General features: G+C 38.6%; 25 protein-coding genes. 10 read left to right on the top strand and 15 right to left on the bottom strand.

From position 1 onward, the window contains the following. The first annotated feature begins 25 nt into the window (after positions 1 to 25). The 4 genes from aceK (at position 26) to GQR56_RS16455 (ending at position 4,274) form a co-directional block, all read left to right on the top strand. Entirely contained in the window at positions 26 to 1,798 is a 1,773-nt protein-coding gene (gene aceK / locus GQR56_RS16470) for a bifunctional isocitrate dehydrogenase kinase/phosphatase (protein WP_166113404.1), read from the top strand. A 64-nt stretch (positions 1,799 to 1,862) separates the two neighbouring features. Continuing rightward, entirely contained in the window at positions 1,863 to 2,825 is a 963-nt protein-coding gene (locus GQR56_RS16465) for a zinc-binding dehydrogenase (protein WP_166113401.1), read from the top strand. 104 nt (positions 2,826 to 2,929) lie between these two features. Continuing rightward, positions 2,930 to 3,181 carry a DUF2999 family protein gene (locus tag GQR56_RS16460; protein ID WP_008131476.1) on the top strand — a complete coding sequence of 84 codons (252 nt, stop codon included), beginning with the start codon at positions 2,930 to 2,932 and terminating at the stop codon, positions 3,179 to 3,181. A gap of 100 nt (positions 3,182 to 3,281) precedes the next feature. Further along, positions 3,282 to 4,274 (top strand): hypothetical protein, encoded by a 993-nt coding sequence (locus tag GQR56_RS16455; protein ID WP_166113398.1) that lies wholly within the window; start codon positions 3,282 to 3,284, stop codon positions 4,272 to 4,274. 92 nt (positions 4,275 to 4,366) lie between these two features. Here the strand turns inward: GQR56_RS16455 and GQR56_RS16450 are convergent, their stop codons facing one another. Next, positions 4,367 to 4,867, bottom strand: coding sequence for a fasciclin domain-containing protein (locus GQR56_RS16450; protein WP_166113395.1), 501 nt, complete (start codon positions 4,865 to 4,867; stop codon positions 4,367 to 4,369). 184 nt (positions 4,868 to 5,051) lie between these two features. Here GQR56_RS16450 and lepB point away from each other — a divergent pair, with 184 nt between their 5' ends. Further along, the gene (lepB, locus tag GQR56_RS16445) at positions 5,052 to 5,702 is read left to right on the top strand and encodes a signal peptidase I (protein WP_024609474.1); all 651 of its coding nucleotides are present in this window, start codon (positions 5,052 to 5,054) and stop codon (positions 5,700 to 5,702) included. 398 nt (positions 5,703 to 6,100) lie between these two features. On the opposite strand, the gene GQR56_RS16440 is transcribed toward lepB, so the two are convergent. After that, positions 6,101 to 6,748 carry a bifunctional 4-hydroxy-2-oxoglutarate aldolase/2-dehydro-3-deoxy-phosphogluconate aldolase gene (locus tag GQR56_RS16440; RefSeq protein WP_166113392.1) on the bottom strand — a complete coding sequence of 216 codons (648 nt, stop codon included), beginning with the start codon at positions 6,746 to 6,748 and terminating at the stop codon, positions 6,101 to 6,103. 129 nt (positions 6,749 to 6,877) lie between these two features. Then, complete coding sequence (gene metG, locus GQR56_RS16435; protein WP_024609476.1) at positions 6,878 to 8,899, bottom strand: methionine--tRNA ligase; 2,022 nt, start codon at positions 8,897 to 8,899, stop codon at positions 6,878 to 6,880. A 187-nt stretch (positions 8,900 to 9,086) separates the two neighbouring features. Here metG and apbC point away from each other — a divergent pair, with 187 nt between their 5' ends. Then, positions 9,087 to 10,163, top strand: a complete 1,077-nt coding sequence (gene apbC / locus GQR56_RS16430; protein ID WP_033026641.1) for an iron-sulfur cluster carrier protein ApbC — start codon at positions 9,087 to 9,089, stop codon at positions 10,161 to 10,163. Positions 10,164 to 10,169: 6 nt separating this feature from the next. Continuing rightward, a complete protein-coding gene (gene dcd, locus GQR56_RS16425; protein ID WP_166113389.1) occupies positions 10,170 to 10,754 on the top strand; it encodes a dCTP deaminase in 585 nt (194 codons plus the stop codon). A 16-nt stretch (positions 10,755 to 10,770) separates the two neighbouring features. On the opposite strand, the gene GQR56_RS16420 is transcribed toward dcd, so the two are convergent. After that, entirely contained in the window at positions 10,771 to 11,556 is a 786-nt protein-coding gene (locus GQR56_RS16420; protein WP_166113428.1) for a CLCA_X family protein, read from the bottom strand. Positions 11,557 to 11,580: 24 nt separating this feature from the next. Beyond that, positions 11,581 to 12,177, bottom strand: coding sequence for a tRNA-uridine aminocarboxypropyltransferase (locus GQR56_RS16415; RefSeq protein ID WP_024609779.1), 597 nt, complete (start codon positions 12,175 to 12,177; stop codon positions 11,581 to 11,583). A gap of 139 nt (positions 12,178 to 12,316) precedes the next feature. Between GQR56_RS16415 and GQR56_RS16410 the strand changes: the two genes are divergently transcribed. Continuing rightward, positions 12,317 to 12,661 carry an Hpt domain-containing protein gene (locus GQR56_RS16410; RefSeq protein WP_024609778.1) on the top strand — a complete coding sequence of 115 codons (345 nt, stop codon included), beginning with the start codon at positions 12,317 to 12,319 and terminating at the stop codon, positions 12,659 to 12,661. Between the two features lie 104 nt (positions 12,662 to 12,765). Next, positions 12,766 to 13,983: a pyridoxal phosphate-dependent aminotransferase gene (locus GQR56_RS16405; protein WP_024609777.1), complete on the top strand. Its 1,218-nt coding sequence runs from the start codon at positions 12,766 to 12,768 to the stop codon at positions 13,981 to 13,983. Positions 13,984 to 14,055: 72 nt separating this feature from the next. Here GQR56_RS16405 and GQR56_RS16400 read toward each other — a convergent pair whose 3' ends face one another. Genes GQR56_RS16400 through GQR56_RS16385 form a run of 4 tightly spaced genes read right to left on the bottom strand, consistent with a single transcriptional unit; the run spans position 14,056 to position 16,970 of the window. Further along, entirely contained in the window at positions 14,056 to 14,523 is a 468-nt protein-coding gene (locus GQR56_RS16400) for a glycine zipper 2TM domain-containing protein (protein ID WP_166113386.1), read from the bottom strand. Positions 14,524 to 14,539: 16 nt separating this feature from the next. After that, on the bottom strand, positions 14,540 to 15,160 hold the full coding sequence (lpoB, locus tag GQR56_RS16395; protein ID WP_024609775.1) for a penicillin-binding protein activator LpoB: 621 nt from the start codon (positions 15,158 to 15,160) through the stop codon (positions 14,540 to 14,542). A gap of 11 nt (positions 15,161 to 15,171) precedes the next feature. Next, on the bottom strand, positions 15,172 to 15,597 hold the full coding sequence (locus tag GQR56_RS16390; RefSeq protein WP_024609774.1) for a YcfL family protein: 426 nt from the start codon (positions 15,595 to 15,597) through the stop codon (positions 15,172 to 15,174). An 8-nt stretch (positions 15,598 to 15,605) separates the two neighbouring features. Next, positions 15,606 to 16,970, bottom strand: coding sequence for an adenine DNA methylase (locus GQR56_RS16385; RefSeq protein ID WP_166113383.1), 1,365 nt, complete (start codon positions 16,968 to 16,970; stop codon positions 15,606 to 15,608). Positions 16,971 to 17,485: 515 nt separating this feature from the next. On the opposite strand from GQR56_RS16385, the gene GQR56_RS16380 reads away from it, so the two are divergent. Then, positions 17,486 to 18,355, top strand: a complete 870-nt coding sequence (locus GQR56_RS16380; protein ID WP_166113380.1) for a DMT family transporter — start codon at positions 17,486 to 17,488, stop codon at positions 18,353 to 18,355. Between the two features lie 11 nt (positions 18,356 to 18,366). Here GQR56_RS16380 and GQR56_RS16375 read toward each other — a convergent pair whose 3' ends face one another. The 6 genes from GQR56_RS16375 to pta all read right to left on the bottom strand — a co-directional run bounded on the left by GQR56_RS16375 (position 18,367) and on the right by pta (position 23,819). Then, the gene (locus tag GQR56_RS16375; RefSeq protein ID WP_024609771.1) at positions 18,367 to 19,065 is read right to left on the bottom strand and encodes a M15 family metallopeptidase; all 699 of its coding nucleotides are present in this window, start codon (positions 19,063 to 19,065) and stop codon (positions 18,367 to 18,369) included. Further along, a complete protein-coding gene (gene dapE / locus GQR56_RS16370) occupies positions 19,065 to 20,195 on the bottom strand; it encodes a succinyl-diaminopimelate desuccinylase (protein WP_024609770.1) in 1,131 nt (376 codons plus the stop codon). The genes GQR56_RS16375 and dapE overlap by 1 nt, the downstream gene beginning before the upstream one ends. Beyond that, complete coding sequence (locus GQR56_RS16365; protein WP_024609769.1) at positions 20,192 to 20,539, bottom strand: ArsC family reductase; 348 nt, start codon at positions 20,537 to 20,539, stop codon at positions 20,192 to 20,194. Before GQR56_RS16365 ends, dapE begins: the two co-directional genes overlap by 4 nt. A 4-nt stretch (positions 20,540 to 20,543) precedes the next feature. Continuing rightward, entirely contained in the window at positions 20,544 to 21,041 is a 498-nt protein-coding gene (locus GQR56_RS16360) for a PTS glucose transporter subunit IIA (RefSeq protein WP_024609768.1), read from the bottom strand. A 3-nt stretch (positions 21,042 to 21,044) separates the two neighbouring features. Beyond that, positions 21,045 to 21,431 (bottom strand): ACT domain-containing protein, encoded by a 387-nt coding sequence (locus tag GQR56_RS16355; protein ID WP_024609767.1) that lies wholly within the window; start codon positions 21,429 to 21,431, stop codon positions 21,045 to 21,047. A gap of 234 nt (positions 21,432 to 21,665) precedes the next feature. Further along, complete coding sequence (pta, locus tag GQR56_RS16350) at positions 21,666 to 23,819, bottom strand: phosphate acetyltransferase (RefSeq protein ID WP_024609766.1); 2,154 nt, start codon at positions 23,817 to 23,819, stop codon at positions 21,666 to 21,668.

The following is a 23,819-nucleotide window of genomic DNA, read 5'->3' as shown; positions in this document are numbered from 1 at the left end:
TGGCATCAATATAAGTGCTGTATTTATGCAAAATAGGCTAACAAATCAATCTAATAATGCGCTACAACACGTAGTAGCCAGTAAGCTTGCACGATCTGTTTTTGCTGGATTTGAGGCGATGTTTTCGCAATTTTTAAATATTACACTGGGTGCACAAAGCCGGTTTGAGCAACGACAGTATCACAGTGTACAAAGTGCTATGCGTGAACGTTTACAAGTGTATGAGCGCGAAGTAAAAAATGTGAGTGAAGCCCTGAGAGTTATTGCTTACGCTGAACTTACTTGCCCGCAAACGTGGCAATTAGCTAAAAACATTTACGGCGATATGGTACAAAATCACGAAAATAAACCTATTGCGCATACCTTTTTTAACTCAACGTTTGGCGCAATTTGGGACGATAAAAAAATTCGTACTGTGCATTTATTTGTATTAAAAGCAAAGTATCGTAGTGAGCCACGCTCTTATGAAAGCTTAGTTAGCAGGGTATCGCTACATAATGGGTTTAATAACGCCGTTAAAACGCTTATTACTAATCAAGTGTTTAGAGTGCCATTTAGTAATTTAGAACCCGATGTAGCCACATTACAAAGTACGTTAATGCAAGGCGCTCAGCAGCAATGCAAACAGGTGTACGAACTTATAAATTTAAACGATGGGTATATTGAATACGCCAATTCATTATTTTTTCGAAACAAAGCCTGTTATTTAATAGGGCGCTGCATTGCTAAAAATGGCGACAATATGCCTTTTGCTATCGCTATTTTAAATACCGATGAGGGACTAAAGCTTGATGCTGTAATGATGGGCGCCGATCAATTAAGTTTATTATTTGGTTTTGCACGCACCTATTTTATGGTTGATACCGATAAGCCCGCTCGTTATGTAGATTACTTAAGTGTGTTAATGCCACATAAACAACGCTTTGAGTTATTTAACGCCATTGGTTTTATAAAGCACGCCAAAACTGAGTTTTATCGACACAAGGTCGATACGACTAAAAATAGTCCAGCCAACTTTAAGTATGTCACAGCACCAGGGACGCCAGGTATGGTAATGCTGGTATTTACTATTGAAGGGCTAGATTACGTTTATAAAGTAATTAAAGACAAATTTAGTGCGCCAAAAACAGCCACCAAAGCACAAGTAATAGACAAGTATAACTTTGTAAAACAAGCCGATAGGGTTGGTCGTTTGGTAGATACGCACGAGTTTAGATATTTAGCGTTTGATTTAAGCCGTTTTAGCGATGAATTGCTTGAGCAGATGAAAAACCAAATTGGTAGCAGTATGGTTATATCGGGTAAGGCACTTATTTTAAAGCACGTTTATGTTGAGCGTAAAATGACCCCGCTTAATTTATACATTAACCAATGCGATAACAAAAACTTAGAGCGAGTAATGGTTGATTACGGTAAAGCAATTAAAGAGTTAGCCGGTGCTAATATATTTCCAGGCGACATGCTAATGAAAAACTTTGGCGTAACGCGATGGGGGCGAGTGGTGTTTTACGACTTTGACGAAATTTGCCCGCTTACCGATTGTAACTTTAGAGATGTGCCACAAACCCAAAACGCACTCGAAGAGCTAAGTAGTAACTCGTATTTTGATATAGCTGAAAACGATATATTTCCGAGCCAATTTAAAGTGTTTTTTAGTGCCAATGATATTGCGTTTAACTACTTTAATAATGAGAACAGTAACTTGTTTTTAGCGACATTTTGGCAAGAGTGTCAGCAACAAGTAAAAGCCGGTTATTTACCTGATGTTTACCCTTATAAACAAAGTTGGCGTTTTTGAGGTTGTTTGAATCTGTGTTCATCCCCATCTATATGTTATTACAGTTTTTAAACTTGGATCAACAATGAAATATATTTCTCATGAAGATGGTAATCTTGCATTTAGTGAAACCGAAAAGCCGGTTTTAAAGAGCCACGAAGTACTTGTTAAAGTTGCAGCAATAGGTGTAAACCGTGCAGACAGTATGCAGCGCCAAGGTAAATACCCGGCCCCTGCGGGAGATAGCCCTATTTTAGGTTTAGAATGTGCCGGTGTTGTTAGCGATATTGGTGGTAAAGTTGATAGAGTTTGGCTTAATAAACGTGTTTTTGCTTTGTGTGCTGGTGGCGCTTACAGTGAATATGTAGCTGTTGATGCAAAACAGCTTATGGAATTACCCGATAATGTAACAATGGCTGAAGGCGCTGCAATAAGCGAAGTGTATTTAACAGCATTTGGCGCGTTATTTGAGCTTGGTAAATTACAAAAAGGGCAAACAGCGCTCATTCATGCAGGTGCTAGTGGTGTAGGCGGTGCCGCAATTCAAATGGCTAAAAGCGCAGGTGCTACCGTGGTTATTACCGCAGGTACGGATGAAAAATGCCAACACGCAAAAGAACTCGGTGCCGATCATGCAATTAACTACAAAACCACCGACTTTGTAGAATATATGAAAGCAAATGACTTAACAGCAAATGCAATTGTAGATCCTGTTTCGGGGAGTTACTTAAATAAAAATGCCGCTATTGCAGCGATGGATTGCCAAATTGTGATGCTTGCATTTTTAGATGGACGTTTTGCAGAGGTTGATTTTGCCGCGCTTTTACGCAAGCGTATTTCGTTTCATGCCTCAACACTTAGAAATCGCAGCATTGAGTTTAAACGCCAGGTGCGCGACGACTTTGTAGCGCGTTTTTACAATGATATTGCCACTAAAAAGTACGACTTTAACCTGTATAAAACATTGCCTTGGAGCGACGCAAACGAAGCTCATGCTATTTTAGAGCGAAATGAAAATGCTGGTAAAGTTGTTTTACTTGTAGAATAACCATGAGATATAACACTGAGACGTGTGTTGACGTTGTTAATGCATGGCTCAGCTAATATAATTTAGTAAATATAAAATACGTACAAAAACACACAAGGTTAAAAATGAACCCAATTATTGCAATTTTAAAAGAGCACAACGTAAGCGACGAAAAAGTAAAAGCATTGTTTGAAGCGTTTACTCAAAACCCAATGATGGCAATGGCGCTTGTTCAAGAGCTTGGTATTCCGCCAGAAAAGCTACAGCAATTAATGGCAGTCGTGATGACGCAACCACACTTGATTAAAGAAGCAACCGACGAACTTGGTTTAGATTTTGAAAAAGTGAAAGAAGCGAAAGAAAAACTAAATCAATAATTATTTTGTAATCACTGCGTTTAAATAAAGGCAGTGATTATAATTATTTTTTTAAATTTATGCGTGAAATACGTATAAATCCATTATGCAAGGATGCAAAATGAAGAGCACACACTACTTAACATTTATATTCGTCTTATTTTCCACTACCGCTTTTTGTAAAACAGATTACCAAATTAAGGGTTTTTCAGAAAAATACACAGGGCTAATTAGTATTGAAGAGGGTAGCCAGGATGAAGTGTTTAATAATGGAAGTATTTCTATTATTGAAGCGAGTACAGGCAAAAGTATAATTACTATTTATTCTAAAGGCTTAACTTTAGAGGCTGATACCACTGCAAAAACAACCCCTTTACAACTACCATACGATAAGCAAAGGTTTTTTATAGCTCAAGATTTCAATTTTGACAATATTACCGATTTTGCGATCAGAGATGGGCGTAATAGCTGTTATGGCGGCCCTTCTTATCAAGTATACCTGCAAACCGAAAGTGGTTTAGAGCACAGTGAAGAATTTACTAAATTAGCACAAAACTATTGTGGTATGTTTGATGTAGATTACAAAACACAAACCATACACACGTCGACTAAAAGCGGTTGCTGTGAGCATGAGTATTCAACGTTTAAAGTAGATAAAAATAAACCAGTTGTAATGGAAATTGTTAAAAGCGATTTTATTATAAACTCTGTGTTAGAGAGGCATATAAAAAAAACAAGAATTGAAAACCAAATGCTCGAAAGAGAGTACAACACATTACGTGATGATTTGGATCTTACTTTAATTTACTCTTTAACGTTTAAGGGTGGCAAAACGATGGAACTATTTCATTGGAAAGCCGACAAGGAATATTTGGTATATATTTTTAAAAACAAGAGTGAAGAAATTGAGCTAGCGTATTCCGGTGAGTTTATTTTTAATAAAAATGAACAAACACTCACTTTTACTAAACATAAAACAATGTATCAAATATATAACGATGGAATTGCAGTTAAGTTACCTAAAAGAACAACAAACCTTAAAGCTGACGCTATTAATAATACTGCGTTATCTAGTGTGTTAGAAATAGCTTTCAGTAATTTAGAAATAAAATAAGCATAGTCGTTTATGGTAATTCAATAATTTTATTCGTATTTAAGTTAACTTAAATACGAATAAAAAAACAACTATGCTCTTTGTTATTTAAATTATTCTTTAGGTAATAGCACTTTGTCAATCACGTGAATTACGCCGTTACTTGCTTCTACATCAGCTTTAATAACGTTTGCATCGTTAATCATCACGCCCATATCACTAGACTTGACCATAACTGATTGACCTTGCACGGTTGTTGCTTTATCGATTGTCATTACATCAGCAGCCATAACCTTGCCAGACACTACGTGGTAAGTTAATACCGCCGTTAGCTTATCTTTGTTTTCTGGCTTGAGTAGCATTTCTACAGTGCCTTCAGGCAGTTTTGAAAATGCAGCGTCTGTTGGTGCAAAAATAGTAAATGGTCCTTTACCTTGTAGCGTTTCAACTAAACCTGCTGCTTTAACAGCGGAAACAAGGGTAGTGAACGAACCATTTTCAACGGCTACTTCAACAACATCTTTTTTCATACCATGATGATCAGCATAAGCCGCCGTAGTAAATCCAAGGCTTGCTGTTGTAAACAATAATGCAGTAGTAATTTTCTTAAACATTTTATTTTCCTTTAAGTTAATACCCGTTGGTTTCATTAAATGTTACGGCGCTTTAAATTTAATCGATCAATTAAAATTAAGTAGTAAACATGTTTTGTTACATCCTTAATTGAACTGCTGCTTATTAGTAAAGTCATATAAACACTTACTCAATTAAAGACGTGTTAAATTAAAGGGATTAGGCATGAAACCAGTTTATAATTTTTGGAAAAACAATCGTTCTCTCATCGTATTTATTGCACTAATGAGCGTATTTAGAAGCGCTGTTGCCGACTGGTACGAAGTGCCTACAGGCTCAATGAAACCGACCATTCAAGAGGGTGATAGGATTCTTACTGATAAAATGGCTTACGACTTACGTATTCCTTTTACGCATATACCGCTTTTGAAATTAAGCGATCCGAAAACTGGCGATATCATCGTGTTTGACTCACAGGCAGCCGATAATCGTTTAATTAAGCGTGTAATTGGTTTGCCAGGAGATACCGTGGCGCTTGAAAATAATGAGCTCGTTATTAATGGTAAAAAGCTTAACTATGCAGATCAGCGCAGCAACATAGACTCACTTGATAAAATTGAAGATTTAAACGGATTAGAGCATTCGATAAGAGTGGCGAATATTCCTTCGCGTTTATCGGGGTTTGACGAAATAACAATTCCAGATGATTATTATTTAGCAATGGGCGATAACCGAGATAATAGTGCAGACTCTCGTGTAATAGGTTTAATTCCGCGTGATGAGCTATTGGGAAAAGCAGAGCGCGTTATAGTATCGCTTGATTACGATAACTATTACTTACCAAGAAAAGATCGTGTATTGAAAAAGCTGAATTAAAAAGAATGTTTAGGGCCTGTTGACCTTTCAGGATTAAAATTCGTTCAATTTAGGGGCGATTTAATCGCGGCGTGAGGTTTGTAACCTAGTGGGCTCGATAACCGCTCCTGCGTTATTCTACTGACTTACATCCATGTAAGAATAAGTAAAAATCGGGCAAAGTTTCCGCGTCCTGCTCACGCCCCTTACCTACATCCATGGAGGCAACAAAGAGTAAATTGCCCCTAGGCAGAACCCTAAGGGCAGTGCATGTTTGGCATTTATTCTACGTTATCGCCTATATTATGGGGAATAACCACACTACATAGGCTCTGCCTTGCCTAAATACCAAGCATGCTGCTGCAAATTCAACCTCGAAAGATAAACAGACCCTAATTTTATAGTTAAAGTATAACTGCCTATTTAGGCAGTTTACTTATATAGCTTTTTACAAGCTTAGTAAGATCACTGCGTTCTTGTTCTGTGTTGACTATTTTACAAAAATCACCACTTACTGCCGCGCCGCAAGCACCTGCGTCAAACCACTGAGATATATTATCCAAAGTAATACCACCAACAGGCATTAATTGTGCTTCTGAAAATGGGCCTGTTAATGCTTTAAAGTAACCAACGCCCATACTGCCAGCAGGAAATACCTTAATAATGTCAGCGTTATACTCAATTGCATTTGCAACATCGGTAGGTGTTAATGCGCCCATAAGTACAGGTAAACCATGCTTGTGAGCAAGATCTACAACGGCTTTATTTGTGTTAGGGGTTACAATAAACTGTGCGCCAGCATCAATTGCTTGCTGAGCCAGAGTGGTATTTATTATTGTACCTGCGCCAATAAGTGCATTTTTATGAGCTGTGCGTGCTTTTGTTATTTCTTGCTCAAAGCCAGGCGTGTTTGAAGTGATTTCGAGTGCGCTTATGCCTGCATTAACTAAGCAATCAATTAATGAAGCTACATCGCTTTGTTGTTTTAAGCGTAAGATTGCGAGTAACTTATATTGCTTGATTAGCGCACTGGTATTTAGTCTTTGTGTATCAAGGTTGCTGGTCATGGTTGTTGATCTAAAAAATATTTTAATACACTGATATTATTTAAATAATGCTTATAAAGCAAATAGGGAAGCCTATAAAAAAACCGCTGACAGTATCAGCGGTTTTTAGATGGGTTATTAAGCGTTAGCTTACATTACGCGCATACCAGGCTCTGAGCCGTCATCTGGGTTAAGAATATAAATTTCTTTTCCGCCAGGACCTGCTGCTAATACCATGCCCTCAGACATACCAAAGCGCATTTTACGAGGCTTAAGGTTAGCGACCATAACGGTTAACTTACCTTCAAGATCCTCTGGTGCGTAAGCCGATTTAATACCCGCAAATACTTGGCGAGTTTCGCCGCCTAAATCAAGTGTTAGCTTAAGTAGTTTATCAGCGCCTTCTACGTGCTCTGCTTTAGCTATTTTAGCTACGCGCAAGTCTACTTTTGCAAAGTCATCAAATTCTATCTCGTCGCTAATCGGCTCTTTTGCAAGTGGGCTGTTAGGGTCAATAGTTACTTTTGGCGCTAAGCTTTCTTTAGATTCTTCAACCATTTTATTTACTTTATCCATTTCAACACGTTGCATTAACGGTTTGAATTTATTGATAGGGTGGCTTACGAGTGCATTTTGAACGCCGTCCCATGCAAGGTCGTCATTTAAAAATGCTTGTACGTTGTCGGCCATTTCTGGTAGCACTGGTTTTAAGTAAGTAATTAAAACGCGGAATAAGTTAAGACCAAGAGAACACACTTCGTGTGCTTCTTGTTGCTTAGTTTCGTCTTTAATTAATACCCAAGGTGCTGCGCCATCAATAAATTGGTTTGCTTTGTCGGCAAGCGCCATTATTTCGCGAATTGCGCGGCTGTAATCGCGATTCTCATAGTGTGTTGTAATGCTAGGTGCAGCCGCTTGAAACTCTGCTAATAGCTCTGGTTGCATAATAGTGCTGCTTAGCTTGCCATCAAACTTTTTAGTAATAAAGCCAGCACAACGGCTCGCTATGTTTACTACTTTACCTACTAGGTCTGAATTTACGCGCTGTGCAAAGTCTTCTAGGTTTAAATCAAGATCAACAATACCGCTGCTTAATTTTGCTGCGTAGTAGTAACGTAAGTACTCTGGGTTTAAGTTATCTAAATAAGTACGCGCTTTAATAAACGTACCCTTTGATTTAGACATTTTTTCGCCATTTACAGTGACAAAACCATGAGCGAATACGTTAGTTGGCTTTCTAAAATTAGCGCCTTCTAGCATTGCTGGCCAAAATAAGCTGTGGAAATAAATGATGTCTTTACCAATAAAGTGATAAAGCTCAGCGTCTGAACCTTCAGCCCAAAACTCATCAAAGTTAATGCCTGTTTTGTCACACAGGTTTTTAAAGCTCGCCATGTAACCAATAGGGGCATCTAACCAAACGTAAAAATATTTGCCCGGTGCATTTGGAATTTCAAAACCAAAATAAGGTGCATCGCGGCTAATATCCCATTGCTGCAGGCCATCGGTAAACCATTCGTCTAGCTTGTTAGCCATTTCTTGTTGAATAGTGCCCGAGTGTAGCCATTCTTTTAGCATGCCTTCAAATGCTGGCAGGTCAAAAAAGTAATGCTCAGAATCTTTAAGTACAGGCTCAGCGCCCGACATTACAGAACGTGGGTTGATTAAATCTGTAGGGCTGTATGTAGCACCACATGAATCACAACTGTCGCCGTTTTGGTTTTCAGACTTACACGTTGGGCAAGTACCTGTTACAAAACGATCGGGTAAGAAAATACCTTTTTCAGGGTCGAATAATTGCGAAATAGTGTGCTTTTTAATATGACCGGCATCGTTTAGGCGGTTATAAATAAGCTCGCTTAATTCTTTATTTTCTTGGCTGTGTGTGCTGTGGTAGTTATCAAATTTGATATTAAAGTCAGCAAAGTCGCGTTGGCGCTCTATGCTGACTTGTTTTACCGCTTCTTCAGGCGTGATCCCTTGCTTTTGCGCATTAAGCATAATTGGTGTGCCGTGGGCATCGTCTGCGCAAACATAATAAGCTTCGTGGCCCTGTAGTTTTTGAAAACGTGACCAAATATCAGTTTGAATATATTCCAATAAATGACCTAAGTGAGTAGGGCCATTTGCATAAGGTAATGCGCTGGTAATCAGGATCTTTCGCTGCGTCATAATCATTCCGAATTGAGGATAAAACGCCGTTTTTATTATACAAACGGCAATTATCATTAATTTATCTACAAGCTATCTGCTTAGAGTGCGCACAGCTTATGGATTTTTATTAATTGACTGGTGTTAATGCCCTGAATGTTACATAATTCCGTGGCACTTTTCATCAAAGAAACGCTATTTAATTGCTATGTTTGGACTGTCGAAACTATTCTCTTCTAAATCGGTGCAAAAACAACCGATTATTACTGCCTTAGCGGCATATCGTAGTGCGGCTTTTGCCGTCGGTATTGACGAAAGCTTCATTGATACTATTACTCAAAATGACGATAAATCATTACACATTAAATTAACCCTGCCATTTGCTGGGCAATCAGAAATGCCTTTAGTTGAGCAACACGTAAGTGAAAGCTTAAATGTGCCTGTAACAATTAGCGCCAAGGTTATCATTAAAGAGGCAGCTAAATTTAAGGCGATTAAACATATTGTGCTTATTGCCTCAGGCAAAGGCGGAGTAGGTAAGTCGACTACTGCCGTTAACTTGGCGGGCGCCCTTAAAAACGAAGGCGCAAAGGTGGGTATTTTAGACGCTGATATTTATGGCCCATCTATTCCAATGCTTTTAGGCTTGGTGGGCGCAGAGCCCGTCACTAAAGATAACAAACAGCTACAGCCTTTTGATGCAAACGGCATTAAAGCGCAGTCAATTGGCTTTTTAGTCCCAAGCGATGATGCCACCGTTTGGCGCGGACCAATGGCGTCAGGCGCGCTTAGCCAATTGCTTAACGAGACTGATTGGGGCGAGCTTGATTACTTAATTGTGGATATGCCACCGGGCACCGGTGATATTCAACTTACAATGAGCCAAAAAGTACCCGCGAGCGGCACTGTTATTGTCACTACACCGCAAGACTTAGCCCTAGCCGATGCGCAAAAAGGCATTGCTATGTTTAATAAAGTAAACGTGCCAGTGCTGGGCTTAATTGAAAACATGAGTTATTACATTTGCAGCCACTGCGGTGAAGCTAACCACGTATTTGGTAAAGACGGTGCACAAAAGCTGGCGCACAAGCACGGCGTACCCGTACTTAGCCATATTCCTCTTGCAATAGATATACGTGAATATTCTGAGCAAGGAAAACTTATTGCCAACGATAACGACGCGGCGATAAGCAAAACATACAGCGCAGCAGCGAGGCTTATAGCCAGCACGCTCTATTATCAACAGCATCACAATGCAATTGAAATTGTGATTACAGAAGATTAATAAATAATGAGACTTTCAGACACACATATTAATGAATACCTAAGCGATGGTCGCATTGTTATTGAGCCTGCGCCAACAAGTGACATGATTTCAGGCGTAACTGCCGATTTGCGATTAGGTAATAAATTCAGAACTTTTAATGCGCATAATGCGGCATACGTCGATTTAAGCGGTCCAAAAGATCAGTTAAATAAAGCCATGGAATCAATCATGAGTGAAGAAATAGTGCTTGCTGAAGGTGAAGCATTCTTTTTACACCCAGGTGAACTTGCACTTGCTATAACGCACGAAAAAGTAACTCTGCCAGCAGACATAGTAGGGTGGTTAGATGGACGCTCATCGCTAGCGCGTTTAGGTTTAATGGTGCATGTAACTGCGCACCGAATAGATCCAGGCTGGAGCGGTAATATTGTTCTAGAGTTTTACAACTCAGGTAAATTACCACTGGCGCTTCGCCCACTGATGAAAATTGGGGCTATGAGCTTTGAAATGCTATCGGGCCCGTGTGAAAACCCATACAACATTCGTAAAGATGCAAAATATAAAGATCAAAACAGCGCAGTAGCAAGTCGTATTAGTGACGATAAGTAACCACTAAATAAAGCTTTTACTCGTCTATTTTATGAAGCGCATAACCCAATAGTTCAAAGTACTGGTTAAGCGCTTCATTTGCTTTATTAATATGCCCAATATTTGGGTATATTAAATTACTACTTTGTAAGCCCCCCACTAAAAAGCTATTTTTTATATTTGAATGCTGCTCAATACACGCTTCAAAGCAACGTGCTGCAAGTTCTTCTGGCATGCTCATATAATTCATGTTTTGTGCTTTATCGTGTTCTATGCATGTTTGTACAAAGCTATTAGCATTAACGCCGTGCTCATCTAAAAATACATTTTTATAAAAACTGTTTAAAGCATTATTAAGTGGGTGCGATAAATTAGGTGTGTTTGAAAGCCATAGTTTTGAGGCAAAACCAAATCGTGGTTTTGCTGCAAATAAATGCTCGCTTATATGATGGTCAAACGCATGAAACCATTCGTGAGCAAGTGCGCCTCCGCCTGCATTTTTTGCAAGAGCAAGCGTTTGAGAGGCTGCATTATAATGCGCTTGCACGCCTTTTTGACCACCATGACCAAATGCAAAATTAAGCTTCCCGCGCAGGCCAATTGCTTTAGGTGGTAAATGCAGTATTTGTGCAAGGTCGGCCAGAGCATCGTAAATTAAATTGGCGCTAATATAGCGCTCTTCTTTAGTTACCCATTTACCTACCACCATTGACCTAAAACCAAAGGTGTCTCTTATATCGCTAAAGTCGACTTGGTCGTCAAATCGATAGTCGGGACCTTGGCGAGTAAATCCACGCTTTAATCTGTTTGGGTAGTTACGCATTGCAAGTTTCATATAGTAACGAATTTAATCTAAGTAACGTGCTTTTACGTGCTCGGGCATGTGTTGGGTTTGTTTTTGTATTAATTCATCAAGCACATTGTAAAGTGGTGCGGGATTTAGCTGCTCTATTAAAAATAAACTATGCGCTACGGCTTCAAGTGTGGATAGGCTGTCGGCGCGGGGGGCTTTACGAATTGCATAACGATTTTTAGGTAACTGTTTAAAACTGACCGTTTTAAATTGATTTAGCAATGTGGTGAGCTGCAAAATTTTGTAGGCTTTTTTCCATGTGCCATCAACAACGATTAAGTGCGTAATATTTTTTAAACTTGGCTGCACATTATTGTCGTCTAAATTTACAGCGCTTTCATTAGGGTAGAGTAAAACGGTAGAGTTTACTGGCAGTGTTTTAAGAATAGAAAAGTCGTTATTATTTTCACCTTTGATTATTTGGCAATCAGTTAAGCATAAATTCAATAACTTAGCGGTGTTTTTTGCTATTTTTTCTTCGCTAGGATGCTGTAGAATAATAACCGTGACTTTGTTTTTTGTGTTTGTAATTGCATTGCAAATACAGGTGTTGAGTGCAAAGTTACACTGATTACAAAGTGTGCGTGCCATTTAATAAACTTTTTAGTTGCCAGTATGATCCTCATAATTATACATTTTTAAGGTAATTAAGTTGGTTTTTTTTACGCATCAATATAAAGTAGTACTATTAAACTGTAATTTACATGGATTGTTTTTAAGGGCTTTAAATATGACAGAAATAAATATTGATACATCAGCATTAGAAAGTATGGAATCGTTATTGGGTGAACAATTTGCTGATACGCTTGAATTTTGTTGTACAGAGTTTGAACGTTTAGGGTCTGAAGTTTTGGCAACCATTGGTAAAGACAGAGAAGCGGCTATTCGTCATTCTCATAGCTTAAAGTCTAACGCGGCGCAGTTTGGGGCTTCAAGCCTTGCTGAGGTTTCTCGTGTTATTGAGCAAAATTTAAATATGGATAACTTATCAGAAGCTATCGATGCGTCTAATAGTTTGATGGCGCAAGTAACTGGCTCTCAAACTAAGCTAAATGAATGGTTAGCATCTCGTTAAAAATATAAGCTAAACGTGAATTTATTTCAGTATTAAGCGCTTAAATAGGCTGGCATTTTACGCCTTTACTAGGTTAGTCTAAAGACTCACTAGTAGAGGTAAAAATGTCTGATATTAAAAAGAGTCACAAATTAGAAGGTGTATGTTATGACATTCGCGGACCAGTTTTAGCGCAAGCTAAAAAAATGGAAGACGAAGGTCAAAAAGTCTTAAAGTTAAATATAGGTAATCCGGCCGCCTTTGGTTTTGATATGCCTGAAGATATGCACCGCGATATTATCCGCAATTTATACTCAGCCCAAGGCTACTGTGACTCTAAAGGCCTCTACTCAGCCCGCGTGGCTATTTATCAGCATTACCAACAACGTGGATTACACAATTTAGATGTTGATAACATTTACATTGGTAATGGCGTTAGTGAACTTATTCAAATGATTACTCAGGCGCTATTAAACAATGGCGACGAAGTACTTATTCCTGCGCCTGATTACCCACTTTGGACTGCTTCTGTTAAATTATCTGGTGGTAACCCGGTTCATTATTTGTGTGATGAGGAACAAGATTGGTTTCCGGATATTGCAGATATAAAAAGTAAAATCACCTCAAAAACTAAAGCTCTGGTATTAATTAATCCTAATAATCCAACGGGTGCGGTTTACAGTGATGATTTGTTACTGCAATTGATTGATATAGCGCGCGAACACAAATTATTGTTGTTGAGTGACGAAATTTACGAAAAGATTTTATACGATGGTGTAACCCATACATCGATTGGCTCGCTTTGCGATGATGTACCAATTATTACCTTTAACGGTTTGGCTAAAACATATCGAGCTGCTGGGCTAAGAATGGGTTGGATGGTGTTAAGCGGGCGTACCTCGGTAATGGACGATTTACGCAAGGGCTTAGAAATACTTGCCTCTATGCGTTTGTGCGCTAATGTACCTGCTCAATACGCCATACAACAAGCGTTGGGTGGCGTGCAATCTATTGATAATTTAATTAACCCTGGTGGTCGCTTATACGAGCAGCGTGATATTGCATGGCGCGGGCTAAATGCAATTGAGGGCATAAGTTGTAAAAAGCCAAAAGGGGCGTTGTATGCGTTTGCAAAGGTAGATACAGCACATTTTAATATTAAAGATGATGAGCAAATGATGTTTGATTTACTCAAAGCCGAAAAAATATTACTTGTGCATGGCAGGGCATTTAACTGGCCAGAACCTGATCACTTTAGATTGGTATTTTTGCCAAACAAAGATGATTTGTCGGATGCGATGATAAAAATGAAACGCTTTTTTAAAGATTACCGCCAAGTTTAATTTAAAAATAAATAAACAAAAACGAGCCAATTTAGGCTCGTTTTTGTTTTAAACGTCAATAGACATAACTATTTAATACGCGGTATCTACTCGAACAGTGTTGTCGGTTAAGTATACTAATCTTACGTTGTCACCTTTGCTAAAACGCATTGATTGGTCTTGATCTTGAACGACCATAAATTGATCTCCATTTTCAACTTGTATCAACAACTCTACAAAATGACTTTGTTCGTAATGACTTTTTTGCTGACTATTATGCGCTACGTTACCACCTATGATAGAACCAAGTATGGTGGCAACAGTGCGTCCGCTTCCGCCACCAAACTGATTACCTACAACACCGCCCAGTAATGCGCCGCCAAAGGTTTTCCAGCCGTTGTTTTTGTCTTGAATGATTTCTTGTTCGGTAATATTGCGTACCGATTTTACGTCACCAAATAAAACTTGCTGAACAGGCACTGCTTTGTTGCGCTCGTATTTAGCAAATGTAGGTGCGCTAATTGTAAGTAATACGCACATTAATACAGTAATTGCTTTCATAACTTGCTCCTATTGGCTACCAGCCAAAGGTTGATTTTTCTTTAGTTTTACGAATTTCAGTTTCGTCTGCCCACTCAACTAGGCCGCTTTCCATATCCATTAAACGCATGGTAAATTTGTAGTACACGTCTGATTTATCGGCATTAGATTTAACGATACTTGATAGGTTGCCGTATAACATATATTGCGCGCCAATCTGTTTACCAAATGCAACGGCTGTTGCTGGGTTGATTAGTGCATCTTCATTTTGAAACGTTAATTGCTCACGTACTGATTCAACACGAGTCATATCAACAAATCTAAACTTACCGCTGCGTAGCATTTGTGTAGATATAGAATCGGTAATTGACTCTGTGTCTATATGCTCACTGGTTTTGTTTTTAATACGCTCAACAAATACAATAGGGCGTTTATTAGCGGTCATTGTGCCAACAACGGGTGAGCTTAGTAATGAGTCGGTCATTTGGCTCGCTACTTTTTGTAAGTCGGTAGAACCAAAATTTATATCGGTTGTTTCTACTGCTTGTGCGTCGCCGTAGCTTACTACTGCTTTGTTTGCACAACCGCTTAATACTAAAGCACTTAAACCAACTAAAGCATAAGTTGATGCTGTTTTAAATTTTTTACTAATGATCATGGCTGTTTCCTTTAATCTTTAAATTCTTGTGACTCGGTAGATACTTCTCTTACTGCTAAAGAAAAGGTGACCGCATCAGAGCTTGGCGCTAAACCCGGTAATTGTGTTTTTGCAAAGCCGAATAGTGTAAGTGCTTGCCAAGGCGAGTGGTTGCCTTTAATTACAAAACCATCTTTATCAAACCAATTAAATTGATATTGCAGATACTGCGATTTTTTATATTGACTCGAAAGTGTGACTACCACGTCGGTTAGCTGATTGGTTTGACGTGTTTTTACGTCAGTAATAGCCAGCTTATTACCTAAATCTGAATTATCAACACGTAGTTGTTCGTTAAACTTATTTGTATTTTGTTCAACGGCAATACCTGATGTAACGGGTTTGCTGCTACATGCACTAAGCATTAAAACAGCAAATAATGGCACTATGTATTTCATGGTGACTCCTAGAGTTGAACTACATGGTAGTTAAAGTAGTTATTAACAGAGGTTAGGTAAATTAACGTTAACCCTTGCTTACTAACGGTAAAATTTATAGGCGCTTGAGTACCTACTTGTAACGAATGCTCGCCTATATCTAGGCTTTGCCTTGCAACACTAATTTGATTTGGAAGCGTAAGCCAACTGCGAGTGTCGGCTTGCTCCGATGCTAAATTATAAATATTTGCGAGTATATTCCCAACATCGCCGGCGCTACGTGCTAGCTCTGCGCGAACTTTCTCTTTTGCGATTAGGCGCAAAATTTGGCGTGCCACCTTGGCAGGAATTTGATCTTCTAATGTTTTTGCTGCAAGTGCTTCAATATGAACAAGTGGGTTTAATTCTAAACTGTTTGTATCTATGTTTATGTTATTGAGTCGTCTTATATACGCATTATCTTTGTATACAGGCATAGCAAGGCTGTAAAAACGAGCATCACCTCGTGAAGTGTATATTGGTAAACGCAGTTTAAATTCATCTTGCTTTGGTACTAAACCTTGTTCAAATAAAACAATAACTTCGCCTTGATTTGTCGGTATGCTGGGTGCATCGCTAAAGCGTTTTTTAAATTCACTTAAGTCTTGGTCAAACCCTTGTTTTTTTGCGAGGCGCATTACATCACGTTGTAAATAAATATTGTTTGGCTGAATATCTAACGCTTTTTTATAATCAATGTAAGCGTCGTCATATTGTTTAACGCTTTGGTAAAGCAAAGCCGATAAATAAAATGTATAAGCATTTTGAAAGCCATTTTTTACGTCTCGGGTGACATTGCCCATACTTGGATAATGCTGTTGTGCTTCTTGAACCGTTGAATTTATTGCTGACTGGTTTTCTGAACGCGCATCAACTTGTACTTTATTTGCTCTGCGAATCTCTACTAAAGCGCCTTCAACATCATTTTTGTATACATAATTAAGTGCTTTGTAGCTATGTAGCATGCTCATTTCATAAGCTGGCGGCACATAGGTTATAGCTGAATCATTGGTAAACAGTGCATTGCTTTGTTCAAGCCCAGCACTTAATTGTATTTTTGCTGCTTCGCGCTTAGTTTGCATTTGCGTATATACGTTTTCAAATTTACTTTGTGAATCAGTAGGGTTATTGGCTAAGTCGTTTATACGAGCTTGCTCTAACTGATTTAAAAGATAACTACTGTGCATAGTGCTATTTTTAGCAATAAGGGACTGCGCTTCTTCGATATTGTTTTTCTCGATCGCATTTCTTACCGGTGTCATTTGGGTGGCATAGTCGTTAAATAGGTCACTAAAGCCTATGGTGCTACAACCACTTAAAATAAAACAAAAGCTTAAAATTATACTGCGGCGCACTGAGCACTCCTCTTAATTTACTTTCATACATTAACATATATTTTTGGGTTTAATGTACGAAACATTGTAAGAAATCGTAGAGTAACGTTGGTGAACAAAACGTGAATTTTTAATTTTAATAAACTAAGTTGAAATACTTAAATGGCTTTATTGGTGTTGTTAAATACGGTACACCTAAAAAGAATACATAATTAACAATTTCATCGGTGTGTTAATGGGTATATTACTCGGTATAGGTTGTATTTTTTTAGATGATACAAGTACTAAATATTTGAGATTTAGATCTTTATATTGAAAAATACGTTCAATAATTAAGTATTAATTTTAAAAATATTACTTAATTTATCAAAACAAAACACACTCTTTGCACAGTAATGATAATCCTGTTTAAATAAGCTCACCAGTAAGTAGTTTACTGGGTTTGAATTACTATAATTGGTCAATAATTAGATAGCAATTACTTGCTTAGGTAACTTAAATAACGCTGTTATTCGTTTTGTTGTTAAGGAATTTTTTTGAAAGCTACGCTGTATACAATCATTGCTTTAATTGCATTTGCCGCAAACTCTCTTTTTTGCAGAATGGCTTTAGCCGAAGGCTATATAGATGCCTGGAATTTTACTATTATTCGTTTGCTAAGTGGTGCTGCGTGTTTGGGCATTATAATGGCTATTTATACTCATAACTTAAAGCGTAAAGGTACATTTAACTCTGCAATTTTAAGCGATAAAGGAAGCTGGCGAAGCAGTATTAGCCTCCTTATTTATGCGCTTTGTTTTTCGATTGCATACGTAGAGCTAGATACAGGCACCGGTGCACTTATTTTATTTTCTGCAGTGCAGTTAACCATGATTGGTTGGGGAATATATAAAAAAGAGCAGTTAAGTGTGCTTCAATGGTGTGCATTTATAGTCGCGCTGGGTGGTTTTGTGTATTTAATGCTGCCATCTGCAGCTGTGCCTTCATTACTGGGTGCATCGCTTATGGCATTAAGTGGTGTGGCATGGGGCATTTATAGCATTAGAGGTAAAGTGTGTATATCGCCTTTGCGCACTACAGGTTTTAATTTTATAAGAAGCTTAGTTGCTATACCTATTTTATTATTAGTTGGTATGAGCCATTTACCAAATGTAAGTATTGAAGGCATATTGCTTGCGTGTGCCTCAGGTGCGATAGCTTCTGGCATTGGCTATAGCGTTTGGTACGTGGCAATGCCATTACTTAAAAGTACACAAGCTGCTGTAGTGCAGCTTTGTGTGCCTGTACTTGCAGCCATTGCCGGTGTGTTGTTTTTATCAGAGCAAGTAACAATGGAATTTATTGTAGCAAGCTCGTTAATATTAGGCGCGGTGCTGGTATTTATTTTAAATAAAAAGAAAGTTTAATATTATTTACGTCAGCCTTCTTTTTGTGGGGGGCTTACGTTAGTTACAAAGCGTGCATAAATTGCAGGTAAGTTATCAAGTATTGCCTGCTTCCCCTGCAATTCACTCTTTTTTATACATTCAAAAAGTACTTGTTCGCTAAGCCTATTCACTAATAACTGTGATTGCTCAATATGGCTTATATGCCAAAGCTCCGGTGCTACGCCGCCTAAATCGTGTTGATAGGGACGATAAAAACCAAACTTACCTAAGTTGTCATCTAACCAGTTACTTAAAGGAGCAAATGGACCGCCTTGCTGATATTCATCGGGTGTTAGCTGTAGTTTATAATCATCGTTCACGGCTGCTTTATCAAACACGTCTAAATCGGTACCTAAATGGTGTCTGCTTGCCCCAGGTAATGCAGAGTAGAGCATTATAGCAATGCATTTATCTATATCGCTTAGGTCGCTCAAATTTGCAATTTCTTGCTGTTTATTAAAAACAGGTCGAATACCTAAAAATTTATTATTCCAAATAATTGATTGACGATTAAAGTCACGAAAGCTTGATGCAATCGTGAGCTCAAATCCCGCATTTTTTGCTGCACTTTGTAGCGCTAAAAAGTCGCTAATAATGTTGCTATGCAAACGATGATTTTGTATATCAGTTAAATGTGTATCACTTTGACCTGTAATACACAGTATTGGTGTTGATTGGTTTAAATCCATTATGCTAAAAGTTGCTCTAGTATTTGCTCGTAAATGTCGCCAAGGGCTATTAAGTCATCGGTACTTACGCATTCATCTATTTTATGAATAGTGGCGTTACGTGGTCCAAGTTCAATTACTTTAGCGCCTGTTTGCGCAATAAAGCGACCGTCTGATGTACCACCCGTGGTTTCTAGATTAGTGGTTAAACCGGTTACAGATTTAATTGCATTGACTGTGGCATCAACAAGTGGACCGTGTTCGGTAATAAAAGGTAAGCCATTTACTATCCAACTTAATTCATAATTTAAATTATGCTTTTGTAAAATGTCATTCACACGTTGCTGTAATTGCTCATGTGTTACTTCGGTGCTAAATCTAAAATTAAACTGTACTTCTAATTCCCCCGGAATCACATTACCAGCACCAGTGCCGCCATTTATATTCGAAATTTGAAAGCTAGTAGCAGGAAAATATTCGTTTCCGTTATCCCATACTGTTTGGCTAAGCTCAGTAAGTGCTGGCGTTGCTAAATGAATTGGGTTTTGAGCTAAATGCGGGTAGGCAACATGACCTTGTATGCCTTTAACTGTTAAGTAAGCAGTAAGTGATCCTCTGCGACCATTTTTAACAACATCACCTAATACATCGCGAGAAGAGGGTTCGCCTACTAGGCACATATCTATTTTCTCACCACGGGCTTCTAGTGTATCTATTACACGTGTTGTGCCGTTTATAAACGGTCCTTCTTCGTCAGAGGTGATTAAAAAAGAAATCGAGCCTTTATGATCTGGATTTTTAGTCACAAAACGCTCGGTTGCTACAAGCATTGCCGCTAATGAGCCTTTCATATCAGCAGCGCCACGACCATGTAATAAGCCGTCTTTTATTAACCCTGAGAATGGTGGGTGTTGCCAGTTTTTTTCAGGACCTGTTGGTACAACGTCAGTATGACCCGCAAAACAGAAATGTGGTGATTGTGTGCCTTTTCGTGCCCATGTATTTAATGTATCAGTAAAAAATAACGACTCTATATTAAAGCCAACTGCAGCAAGGCGGTCGTTCATCATTTGTTGGCAACCAGCATCTTCTGGTGTTACCGATTCTCGCTGAATGAGTGCTTGAGCGAGTTTAATTACGTCATCTTTCATGATTTAAATATCTCATCGTATTGAGCTGCTTTAAAGCCTAAATGGTAGCTGCCGTTATTTACGAGTACTGGGCGTTTGATCATTGCTGGTTGTTCCACTAAAAGTGGTATTGCACTTTCTTTAGTTAGACTCTGTTTTTGCTCATCTGTTAATGCACGATAAGTAGTACCGCGCTTATTAACAAGTTGCTCCCAGTCGAGTTTATCTGCAAAATCACTCACCATTTGCTCATTTACGCCATCTTTGCGGTAATCATGAAAGGTAAACTCAACGTTATTATCGGTTAAGTATTTTTTAGCTTTTTTTATCGTATCGCAATTGCTAATGCCGTATAGAGTGATCATATATCTACTTCTTCTTAATAATAGTTAATAGAGTATCTACACCCGCATTTACATGCGAATGTGAGTAATGAAATGTGCCGAGGTTGTGTCCGTTAAGTAAAATTAAACTTGCTAGCATTGGGGCATCTAATTCACGTAAATCAAAGTAAGCAAGGCGTTGACCTTTATTTATTTTACTCCCATTTAGCTGGGCTATGTGGGTGTGCGTAATTGATTGCGAATCAGGAATAGTTAAGTTTATCAGAACTTTTAAACCATTTTTAGCTTGTAAAATAAACTCAGTGCCCGCGTTTTTTACTTGTAATAAAGTACCGTCAAACGGTGCTAAAATTTTATGACTTGTTAGCTGTACCATAATGCCAGGACCCAGTGTTCCAAAACGAAAAAAAGGCTCTGGGTGCTCTTTTAGTTCAATTACTTTACCTGAAAACGGGCTGGTAATATTTATTGCGCTAAGAGGTGTTTTATTTTGAGCTAAATAGTCAATTTTTTTTGCTTTCATAAGCTAATTTACCACCACGTTATAACCCTCTTTTTTTAATGCGGTAATAGCATTATCTACTGTGTGTTTTTTAATGAGAATATAATCAGTATCGTAAGTTGAAATAGAAAATATAGAAATTTTAGCGCGTGCCAATACTCCTGAAATATTAGCCATAATTCCGGTTAACGAAAAACCCAGTGGACCTACAACTTCCAGGGCTTGCCAGTCTGGTTCGGTATCAAGGCATTTTATTTCAAAACTACTCGGACACACAATTGAAAGCTCATCGTGGGTTTTAGAAATAAAAAACAGAGATTGCTTTAAAAGTGCCGCAGGTATGTCTGCATCTATATCTAAACTATGTATAGATAAAATGGTGCTGTGTAATTGTAATGTTTGTTTTGACATTAAAAACCTGCTAAACAGCAATATTAATAGCTTTATAGTATAGATTATTGGCTTTAAATTAAAGGTGTAACAACGACTAACTCAGCAGTAAATAAGTAGATAAAAGAAGGGAGTAAAAACTTACCCACAATTTCTGTGGATAACTGTGGGGGTTGCTGGGTATAAATAGCCTAACTAGTTAATTATTAAATAAATAACAGCTAGGCTATAAAAAACACATGTTAGTGTTGGCGCTTAATTAAGTGCTTCGGCTTGAGCCGCTTGAATAGCTGTTAGCGCGATTGTGTATACAATGTCATCTACTAAAGCACCACGGCTTAAATCATTAACGGGTTTACGCATACCTTGCAGCATTGGACCAATACTTATTAAGTCGGCACTACGTTGTACGGCTTTATAGGTTGTATTACCTGTATTTAAATCTGGGAATATAAATACAGTTGCTTTGCCTGCAACAGGGCTGTTAGGTGCTTTTTTGAGTGCTACATTTTCCATAATAGCAGCGTCGTATTGAAGTGGACCATCAATAATTAAATCAGGACGTTTTTGTTGTGCTATTTTTGTGGCTTCTCGTACTTTTTCAACATCGGCACCTGTGCCAGATGTGCCTGTACTGTAGCTGATCATGGCAACGCGTGGCTCAATACCAAATGCTGCAGCTGAGTCAGCAGATTGAATTGCTATATCAGCTAATTGATCGGCATTTGGGTCTGGGTTGATAGCACAGTCCCCGTATACCAATACTTGATCGGGTAGCAGCATAAAAAATATAGATGATACAAGCGATGAGCCCGGTGCTGTTTTAATTAACTGTAATGGCGGGCGTATTGTATTGGCAGTGGTATTAACAGCGCCAGATACTAAACCATCTACTTTTCCTTGCTCGAGCATCATAGTGCCAAGCACTACGTTATCTTGTAGTTGCTCTTGTGCTACAACCGCAGTCAATCCTTTGCTTTTACGAATTTCGACCATTGGGGCAACATAATCATTAATAATGCTTTGAGGCTCAATAATGCTTACATGTTCGTTTAGTTCTATACCTTGTTGTTCAGCAATGCGCATTATTTCTTCGCGATCGCCAAGTAATATCGTTTTAGCAATACCACGTTGACCACATATAGCGGCGGCTTTTATAGTGCGAGGTTCGTTTCCTTCAGGCAGGACTATTGTTTTACCAGCCTTGCGTGCTTTATTTGTTAATAAGTAACGAAATGCGGGTGGTGACAATTTACGTGTTTTACCTACATTTTTAGCTAATGTATCTAACCAGTTTGAATTAATATGTTCTGCATTATGGTTTTTAACTTTTTCAATACGTTGATCGTCATCACTTGGTACTTCCATATTAAAGTTATGCAGCAATAACGACGTACGCCAAGTGTCGGCTTCGGTTGCAAGTACAGGCAAACCTGTTTGCATAGCTTGCTCGCAAAGCGCCATAATTCTTGGCTCAGGCTCATACCTTCCGGTCAATAATATGGCGCCTAATTTTGTACCGTTCATTGCTGACAAACACGCTGCAACAAGTATGTCTGAGCGATCCCCTGGGGTAACTAACAACGCGCCTGGCGTAAAGTAATTCAAAATATTTGAAACAGTTCGAGCGCAAAAAGTAATACGACGCAGGCGGCGGTGAAGCATATCGCCTTCGTTTATAATTGTGGCTTTTAAGTACGCGCTCAAATCTTTTACCCTAGGTGCTACAAGGTCAAAGTCCCACGGGATGGCACCAAGTAACATAAACGAATTTTTCCTAAAAATAGGTAAAGCAGCTAAGCGCTTTAATTCGTTTTTAAGCTCTTCTGGTTTATACGCATCGACTAAATCGGCGCGAGCTCTGCCTTCTTCATCAAGTGGTGCATTTACTTTATTAAAAATACAGCCTAGAACTCTTGGATGGTCAATACCTCCATAATTACCGGCGGCAATTTCAAGGCGATCTTCTATTTGTGTAATATTGTAATTACCCGGTGTAAGTACAAATACAATTTCGGCGCCGAGTGTTTGTGCTATTTCACGATTAACGCGCCCAGCATAAGGTTGTCGTCGAGTAGTTACCATTCCTTCGATAATGGCTACTTCGTCGTCGTTTATTTTACTCTCAAAACGTTCAACAATTTCTTCTAACAGATCATCGCCTTTACCATCGCCAATCATTTGCTCTGCATAATCAAGTGCGAAGGGTGTAGGAGGGTTAATTGATGAGCCTTGAGTTACTATTTGTGTGGATTTTTCGGGGCCGGTTTCACCTGAGCGTGGCTGAGCAATTGGTTTGAAAAAATTAACTTTAACGGTTTTTTGCTCAAGCGCTCGCACTAAACCAACAGACACAGAAGTTAAACCTACACCTGTAGAGACTGGAATTAACATAATACGACGTGCCAT

The sequence above is a fragment of the Pseudoalteromonas sp. Z9A5 genome (assembly GCF_011378875.1).
Taxonomy (GTDB): domain Bacteria; phylum Pseudomonadota; class Gammaproteobacteria; order Enterobacterales; family Alteromonadaceae; genus Pseudoalteromonas.
Note: the sequence above shows the minus strand (reverse complement) of the source record. Positions and strands in the feature narration are given on the sequence as shown.

Bases quoted from the DNA above. Each gene is read 5' to 3' on its own strand.
- aceK (WP_166113404.1), top strand. From the start codon at position 26: ATGCAAAATAGGCTAACAAATCAATCTAATAATGCGCTACAACACGTA.
- GQR56_RS16465 (WP_166113401.1), top strand. From the start codon at position 1,863: ATGAAATATATTTCTCATGAAGATGGTAATCTTGCATTTAGTGAAACC.
- GQR56_RS16460 (WP_008131476.1), top strand. From the start codon at position 2,930: ATGAACCCAATTATTGCAATTTTAAAAGAGCACAACGTAAGCGACGAA.
- GQR56_RS16455 (WP_166113398.1), top strand. From the start codon at position 3,282: ATGAAGAGCACACACTACTTAACATTTATATTCGTCTTATTTTCCACT.
- GQR56_RS16450 (WP_166113395.1), bottom strand. From the start codon at position 4,867: ATGTTTAAGAAAATTACTACTGCATTATTGTTTACAACAGCAAGCCTT.
- lepB (WP_024609474.1), top strand. From the start codon at position 5,052: ATGAAACCAGTTTATAATTTTTGGAAAAACAATCGTTCTCTCATCGTA.
- GQR56_RS16440 (WP_166113392.1), bottom strand. From the start codon at position 6,748: ATGACCAGCAACCTTGATACACAAAGACTAAATACCAGTGCGCTAATC.
- metG (WP_024609476.1), bottom strand. From the start codon at position 8,899: ATGACGCAGCGAAAGATCCTGATTACCAGCGCATTACCTTATGCAAAT.
- apbC (WP_033026641.1), top strand. From the start codon at position 9,087: ATGTTTGGACTGTCGAAACTATTCTCTTCTAAATCGGTGCAAAAACAA.
- dcd (WP_166113389.1), top strand. From the start codon at position 10,170: ATGAGACTTTCAGACACACATATTAATGAATACCTAAGCGATGGTCGC.
- GQR56_RS16420 (WP_166113428.1), bottom strand. From the start codon at position 11,556: ATGCGTAACTACCCAAACAGATTAAAGCGTGGATTTACTCGCCAAGGT.
- GQR56_RS16415 (WP_024609779.1), bottom strand. From the start codon at position 12,177: ATGGCACGCACACTTTGTAATCAGTGTAACTTTGCACTCAACACCTGT.
- GQR56_RS16410 (WP_024609778.1), top strand. From the start codon at position 12,317: ATGACAGAAATAAATATTGATACATCAGCATTAGAAAGTATGGAATCG.
- GQR56_RS16405 (WP_024609777.1), top strand. From the start codon at position 12,766: ATGTCTGATATTAAAAAGAGTCACAAATTAGAAGGTGTATGTTATGAC.
- GQR56_RS16400 (WP_166113386.1), bottom strand. From the start codon at position 14,523: ATGAAAGCAATTACTGTATTAATGTGCGTATTACTTACAATTAGCGCA.
- lpoB (WP_024609775.1), bottom strand. From the start codon at position 15,160: ATGATCATTAGTAAAAAATTTAAAACAGCATCAACTTATGCTTTAGTT.
- GQR56_RS16390 (WP_024609774.1), bottom strand. From the start codon at position 15,597: ATGAAATACATAGTGCCATTATTTGCTGTTTTAATGCTTAGTGCATGT.
- GQR56_RS16375 (WP_024609771.1), bottom strand. From the start codon at position 19,065: ATGGATTTAAACCAATCAACACCAATACTGTGTATTACAGGTCAAAGT.
- dapE (WP_024609770.1), bottom strand. From the start codon at position 20,195: ATGAAAGATGACGTAATTAAACTCGCTCAAGCACTCATTCAGCGAGAA.
- GQR56_RS16365 (WP_024609769.1), bottom strand. From the start codon at position 20,539: ATGATCACTCTATACGGCATTAGCAATTGCGATACGATAAAAAAAGCT.
- GQR56_RS16360 (WP_024609768.1), bottom strand. From the start codon at position 21,041: ATGAAAGCAAAAAAAATTGACTATTTAGCTCAAAATAAAACACCTCTT.
- GQR56_RS16355 (WP_024609767.1), bottom strand. From the start codon at position 21,431: ATGTCAAAACAAACATTACAATTACACAGCACCATTTTATCTATACAT.
- pta (WP_024609766.1), bottom strand. From the start codon at position 23,819: ATGGCACGTCGTATTATGTTAATTCCAGTCTCTACAGGTGTAGGTTTA.